Source organism: Microcoleus sp. MOSTC5 (assembly GCF_036701825.1).
Taxonomy (GTDB): Bacteria; Cyanobacteriota; Cyanobacteriia; order Cyanobacteriales; family Microcoleaceae; genus Microcoleus; species Microcoleus asticus.
In genome coordinates this window covers 98,107-104,948 of record NZ_JAUBRK010000025.1, presented here as the reverse complement: position 1 = coordinate 104,948, position 6,842 = coordinate 98,107, and the positions used below count along the sequence as shown (strand labels likewise).

Sequence of the window (6,842 nt, the reverse complement as noted above, 5' to 3'; positions counted from 1 at the left end):
GTAACAAAAAAATCAAGGCTCTTTGCCGAATATCTGGATGCTCATGCTCTTTTAATGCTTGTTGTAGACTTTCTTTTTTCTGGCAACTGAGGAAGTTTTTAGTAGGCATTGATTTTTTCTAAATATCAGCATATTATACTATGCTATATGCGTTTTAGATGCTGAACAGCTTAGGAAATGTCGAATTAATTGGAACTGAAGTAGGTTTACGTACAGGTAATGGCTTTGGCGAAGGCCGAGTGTATGAAGGTGACGGCAGCAATGAATTCGATACTCTCATTGGCGGTAGCGGCCGCGATATATTCGTACTCGGAGACCTTATAGAAGGCGGTAAAAGTTCTGCGCCCGGAACCGAAATATTCTATATTGGGCCGGGTTTTGCGACAATTCGGAACTTTACAAAAGGTCAGGATAGCATCGTGCTAGGAGATGCGTTTTTACCTTTCTCAGATCAATACTTGATATTGCCCATCAACAACAATCGAGATTTAGCTATCCAATACAAAGCTTCACTCCTCGCTGTTCCCGGAACGGCTCCGTTTGACACTATCGCTGTTATTGAAGATGGCGGAAATCTCAACTTGAATTTATTACCAGAATCTAGAGTTACTAGATTTTCACTTGGGTAGAAATCTAGAAGCTATTGGGGATTTGCCTGATTGCTACTGGGGAGTGCGATCGCACATTCGCAAAAAGGGCGATCGCACTGTTGTGTTTGCCATAAAAATAATAAAAAAGGCTTAACAATAATTAACTTGACATAGTGATTTCGTAGAGTTAGTTATAGTGGGTCAAGTTTAACCGACAAGTAAGCAGACTAAGCTTGGAGCAATAATTATGACAAATTATGACATTTTTGACGAACCATACTACCTGGCCCAATATCCTTGGGTCAAACCAGCCATTGATGCAGGAATTATAAAATCCGGCAGAGAACACTTTGAAAAGTTCGGTCAAGCCGGCGGCCTGACCAAAGTATCGCGGTATTTTGACGAAGCTACTTACCTCGCTGGCAACCCAGACATCGCTGCCTTAGTCCGCACCCCCAACAACCCAAACGCCCCTTTTGCAACCGGGCTAGACCACTTTATTCAATACGGTTACGAAGAAGGTCGCACTCGCGTATCGCCTGAGTATGACGAAGCGTTTTATGTAGCAAATAACCGACAGTTGCAGCCGTTTATTCAGAATGGAACTTTTAAAAATGGCTACCAGCACTTCATTCAATTCGGCATCAAAGACGGTCAGTTTGGGACTTCATTTTTTGAAACAGAATACTTACAAAAAAATCCCGATGTTCGGCCGTTTGTCGAATCGGGAGCCTTGAAAACCGGTCGGGAACACTACTTCAATTTTGGGAAAAACGAGCCAAGCCGGTCTGCGACTTTTGTCGGAAGTTCTGGGAATGACATCCTCACCGGTTCCGGGGTGGGGAAAGTTGAATTAATTGCAGTTGAAGTAGGTTTAGGTACAGGTAATGGCTTTGGAAGCGGTCGAGAGTATGAAAGTGACGGCAGCAATGAATTCGATATTCTCATTGGCGGTAGCGGCCGCGATACATTTGCGCTTGGTGAGGAGAACATAACCAGTAGGGGGACGCCACTAGGATCGACACAGTTTTAGATCGGGCCGGGTTTTGCTACAATTCGGAACTTTACTCAAGGTCAGGATACTATTCAGCTAGCAGGAGCTATCGCACAATCAGAGTCTTACTTAGATATATTCTCGGTGTTCCCCATTAACAATGGTCGAGATTTAGCTATCCAAACGAAGGGCTTTAGTAACCCTAGAAATGGAGTGCCATCAATCAGTAACTTTGACACGATCGCTGTTATTGAGGGCGGCGGAAATCTGACCTTGAATCAATTATCATTATTTGGAACTTATACATTTTCAATTGGATAGAAATCTCGAAGATATTCAGGATTTGCCCGATCGCTGCTGGGAGTACGATAATTAATTGTACCCTCCAGAAACCGGGTTTCTCGAATAAACCCGGTTTCTAAGTCTTTAATGGCGATCGCGCGCTAGCTTCAAAACCTCAACCGCATCTTTGTGACCCTCAGAAGACGCCCAAATTAACGCAGTCCAAGTATTATTATCCTTAGCTTTGATATCAGCTCCTTTATCGATTAAAAATTCCACAACTTGAGTGCGCCCGCTACCTGCAGCACTCATCAAAGCCGTCAAACCAAAATTAGTTTTAGCATTCACATCCGCCCCCGCCTCCAGCAAAAGCTGTACAATCTCGCTATGTCCCGCAGCAGCGGCACTCATTAACGGCGTCCACCCGTCATTATCTTGACTGTTTGCCTCCGCACCTGCAGCCAGCAATTTTTTGACGATCGCAGAATTGCCAGCCTCAGCCGCAGCCGTCAAAGCCGTCTCACCTTGCTCATCTTTGGCATTGATATCTGCACGCTGTTCGATCGCACTTTCTACAGCCGCAACATCACCCGTCTTGACGGCATTAATTAAATCTGTCATAAAATCTCCCTTGCATCCTCTCAAATATTAAGTCCTATGGCAGTAGATATTTTAATCCTCTCCAACGGCCCCGGAGAATTGGCAACTTGGGTGCGTCCCGCCGTGCAAGCTTTGCGCGAGCAATTGCGAAACGCGGGCACTCAAGCGCGCATCTCTGTGGTGCTGTCCCCCTGTCCGCACGCCACCGGGAAAGAAGCACAAATCGCATCTTCCTACCCAGAAGTGGACAGAGTACAGGCGCCCGAGCATTTTTTTCCATTCTTATTATCGGGCAAAACTGCGGAAAACTGGGATTGGTATGAAACAGGAGTTGTTTTGTTTTTAGGCGGCGATCAATTTTTTACAGTTGTGATTGGCAAAAGGCTAAAATATCGCACTGTTATTTATGCTGAATGGGACGCGCGGTGGTATCGCTGGATTGATAAATTTGCGGCAATGAAACCTGAAGTTTTTGCTAAAATTCCCGAAAAATATGCTAATAAATTTACAGTGGTAGGAGATTTAATTGCGGAAGTAGCTCGTTCCCAGGCTGTGCCTGGAAACGCATATCCAGAGGCTCTGCCTCGTACAAAAATAGAATTAATTGGATTGTTACCCGGTTCTAAAGCCGCCAAATTAGCTTTAGGTGTACCGTTATGTTTGTCGATCGCCCAATCCATCCATCGCATCCGCCCTCAAACTCGCTTTGTAATTCCCGTTGCTCCTACCTTAGATCTGCAAACTCTAGCACGTTTTGCCGACCCCAAACAAAATCCTTGCCTGCATTTATTTGAGAACGCTAGCGCCGAACTTCAGTTAACAGAACGGCCGTTTTTGCAGACAGCAAATAACTTGCAAGTAGAACTTTGGACGCAGACGCCCGCCTACGATTTGCTATCAGAATGCAGCCTTTGTTTAACTACTGTGGGAGCGAATACTGCCGAATTGGGTTCGTTAGCTGTACCGATGATTGTTTTGATTCCGACGCAGCAATTGGATGCGATGAAAGCTTGGGACGGATTGCCGGGATTGCTGGCAAATTTGCCGTTAGTCGGTTCAGTTTTTGCGACGGCGATTAATTGGCTAATCTGGCAATTGGGAAAGGGAAAGCTTTATGCTTGGCCGAATATTTGGGCACAGGAAGAGATTGTGCCGGAGTTAATTGGGAAGCTGGAACCGGAAGTAATAGCTCAATTGGCGATCGACTATTTGAGCCATCCTGAAAAATTAGCACAAATGGGCGATCGCTTGCGTGCGGTTCGAGGAGAATCGGGGGCGGCGAAAAAAATTGCTGAATTGGTGTGTGAAGAAATTGAGGTGCAATCTCGTTCTGAGAAGAATTAGATTTTTTTATTTCTAACCGCAGATGTAGGCGCTTCGCCTTCGGGAAGGGTACGCGGATGAACGCAGATTTAATACAGATTAATGGGTGAAAACAGGCGAAAGAAAATAAATTCTCTCTAGCCTGTTTATTATCCAAAAACTGGATTTTGCCTCAACTTAAGGTCGATCGTGCTTAGCAATGACCCAAACAGCGTGAATGATCCCGGGAATAAAGCCCAAAAACGTGAGAACCAGGTTGATCCAAAAATCAGTACCGATGCCAACAGTCAAAAATACGCCCAACGGGGGAAGAAAAATGGCAGCGACTATGCGAATTAAATTGTCCATCTCAGTTACTCCAAACTACTTTTCTCTTCCAATTTAACTTCACTGACCGACAGAGCCTTTCCCGAAAAACTTAGGTGGTGCTGCGATAGTGTAAACTTCGGTTTCAGCGGCGATTACCTGCCGTAAGTGACCGGGAACTTGCATCAACCCCAACATTGTAATCCCGTCGAACATCCGCAACCCGCCAGTTGTTTTCTCGGCGAGTAATTTGTCAGTCACTTCAGGTTCTGGCCGCGTATTTATTTCTTGAGTAGAAGCTACCGCAAAACCCCAAGGAGCTCCGTAAGTAGAAATAAAGCTGGTGCAGGATTGAACGTTGGGGAAAACCGATTTCAGGGTATTGACAATGCGAGCGTGCATTTTCATTTCGGCCGGAGAAACTGGCCCCGCTTGCACTACGAAATACCCGTCAGGCGACATTACGCTGCGAACTTTCTCAAAATATTCCTTGGTAAACAACTGGAAAGATGGGCCTTCTTCAATGGGATCGGACAAGTCAGAAATGACAATATCCCAATCTTTGTCTGTGTTGTCTAAATAGTCCAAAGCATCGCCGATTACTACTTCGCAGCGGGGGTCGTCAAAGGCGTTTTGGTGCATTTCTGGCAGGTGTTCGCGGCAAGCTTCTACTACTTCGCCGTCAATATCGATCATTACGACTTTTTCAACTGTTTTCCAGCGCAGCACTTCTCTAATTGTAGCTCCTTCTCCGCCGCCGAGAACTAGCACTTTTTTGGGGGAACCGTGACAAATCATGGCTGGGTGTACCAGGGGTTCGTGGTACAGAAACTCGTCGCCTGTACAAGATTGCCATTTGCCGTCGAGAACTAAGCCTTTGCCGTAGGTACCGGTCTGAACTACGTACATTTCTTGATAGGCTGTTTTCTTGTAAGCGAGCACGCCGATGATGCCGTGAACGTAAATATCCCAAGGGGTTATGTACTCGCTCATCCAAAAGTCTGCACGAACTTCGCTACCTGACATCAATTACTCTCCAAATATAAACTGCTGTGTGGATGTTGTCACAAGTAGTAGTTCTTAGCACAAAATGGTGCTGCTGTGTGAGTACGATCGACACATGGGATTCAGATTTCTCAGCAATGGTATAGTGGGATGGCGTTCTGGGAGAGCGCTATTGGCTTGGTACTTGAGATTGCTTGCCCGATCGCGCGCCCAGTCGATCGTACTTTTTCAGTCGCCCCCGGTCGGTCGCAGTCACATTTAATATTTTCCCCAGCAAAGCCGGGGAGTTTTGTACAAATGTTGTCCGAATCGGGCAATTTTTCGCGTTCAGCCCGCCTTTATAAGTTTGCGATCGGCCTGCTTATTTATCAATAATCGGATGAAAACCCCGCAAGTCCGAGTGCGGAGAAGAAAAGTTGCGATCGGTCTTAACCAGATTTATTATTAATAACTTGACATTGTGAATATATCTTAGATAAGATTTTTAGATCGAGCAAAATAAAGGAAGTGTTAAAACTTGCGGACAAATTTACCGAGGTGATGGGCGTCGAGATTCTAACTAGGTAAAGGGTGCAATTAGATTTATTTATAAAACTGTTATGACACTATTTTTTTTAGGTTCAAAATAATAGCCGATGGAACCAACAGACTGGGAAAACAGAATCAAAGAGCTGGAAAAGGAAAATCGCATCCTGCGGGAAAAACTCGAAACTTCGGAAACCGAACGCAGCCAATTAGAAACCATTAATCAAAAAAAAGAATCTTTGCTAAAAATAGTCACTGAGGAATTTAGAGATTCCGAAAATATTTTAAAAGCAAAAATGTCTACACTACAAAAAGCTCTGGAAAACCAGCAAACAATGCAGATCAAATTGATCGAAGCCGAAAAAATGTCTGCTTTGGGAATTTTGGTAGCTGGTATCGCCCACGAAATCAACAATCCTGTCAACTTTATTTACGGCAATATTACCTATGTCAATGACTACGCTGGCGACATTTTAAAATTGCTCGCAATGTACCAGGATCGGTATCCTGAAACAGATGCAGAGATTGAAGATTTTCTTGAAAAAATTGACCTCAACTTTCTGCGCGAAGATTTGTTAAAAACTCTTTCGTCAATGAAAGTTGGCTCCGAGCGCATCCGCGAAATTGTGTTGACTTTACGCAACTTTGCTCGGGTAGATGAAGCTGAAAAGAAACCAGTTAACATTCACGAAGGAATTGACAGCACCTTGGTAATTTTGCAGCACTTAACTAAAGAAAAACCTGGCAACCCAGCTATAAAAATTGTTAAAGAGTATGGAGATTTACCAAAAATAGAATGTTATCCGGGGCAATTAAATCAGGTATTTATGAACATCATTAATAATGCTGTTGATGCCCTGCGGGAGCGAGACAAAAAGCGTTCCCTAGGCGAAATAGAAGCCAAGCCAAGCCATATTGTAATTACTACTTCTCTTCTTTCGGAAAAATGGGCTAGAATTAGCATCAAAGATAATGGTTTGGGAATGAATGAAGCTGTAAAAATGAAAATTTTCGATCCGTTTTTTACCACCAAACCAGTCGGTCAAGGGACGGGTTTGGGACTGTCAATTAGCTATCAAATTGTTGTGGACAAACACGGCGGGAGGTTGGAGTGCATATCCGCAATTGGAGAAGGGACTGAATTGGCGATCGAAATTCCGATCGCCAATTCCCGCAGCTAAGATCGATCGATCGAGCTAAACTGAGGGATAATGAAA

6 protein-coding genes and 1 pseudogene are annotated in these 6,842 nt (G+C 44.4%); 4 read left to right on the top strand and 3 right to left on the bottom strand.

The window, feature by feature from the left end; genetic code table 11:
- The first annotated feature begins 158 nt into the window (after positions 1–158).
- Positions 159–629: a hypothetical protein gene (locus QUA54_RS15955; RefSeq protein ID WP_333415390.1), complete on the top strand. Its 471-nt coding sequence runs from the start codon at positions 159–161 to the stop codon at positions 627–629.
- 208 nt (positions 630–837) lie between these two features.
- Positions 838–1,905, top strand: a pseudogene (locus QUA54_RS15950) (calcium-binding protein).
- Between the two features lie 105 nt (positions 1,906–2,010).
- On the opposite strand, the gene QUA54_RS15945 reads toward QUA54_RS15950, so the two are convergent.
- Positions 2,011–2,487, bottom strand: coding sequence for an ankyrin repeat domain-containing protein (locus QUA54_RS15945; protein WP_333415389.1), 477 nt, complete (start codon positions 2,485–2,487; stop codon positions 2,011–2,013).
- A gap of 36 nt (positions 2,488–2,523) precedes the next feature.
- Here QUA54_RS15945 and QUA54_RS15940 point away from each other — a divergent pair, with 36 nt between their 5' ends.
- Complete coding sequence (locus QUA54_RS15940; protein ID WP_333415388.1) at positions 2,524–3,810, top strand: lipid-A-disaccharide synthase; 1,287 nt, start codon at positions 2,524–2,526, stop codon at positions 3,808–3,810.
- 156 nt (positions 3,811–3,966) lie between these two features.
- Here QUA54_RS15940 and QUA54_RS15935 read toward each other — a convergent pair whose 3' ends face one another.
- Both QUA54_RS15935 and QUA54_RS15930 read right to left on the bottom strand, forming a co-directional pair.
- Complete coding sequence (locus tag QUA54_RS15935; RefSeq protein ID WP_172186266.1) at positions 3,967–4,137, bottom strand: YqaE/Pmp3 family membrane protein; 171 nt, start codon at positions 4,135–4,137, stop codon at positions 3,967–3,969.
- A 39-nt stretch (positions 4,138–4,176) separates the two neighbouring features.
- Positions 4,177–5,121: a fused MFS/spermidine synthase gene (locus tag QUA54_RS15930; RefSeq protein ID WP_333415387.1), complete on the bottom strand. Its 945-nt coding sequence runs from the start codon at positions 5,119–5,121 to the stop codon at positions 4,177–4,179.
- 614 nt (positions 5,122–5,735) lie between these two features.
- Here QUA54_RS15930 and QUA54_RS15925 point away from each other — a divergent pair.
- Complete coding sequence (locus QUA54_RS15925) at positions 5,736–6,806, top strand: ATP-binding protein (RefSeq protein WP_333415386.1); 1,071 nt, start codon at positions 5,736–5,738, stop codon at positions 6,804–6,806.
- Positions 6,807–6,842: the final 36 nt, after the last annotated feature.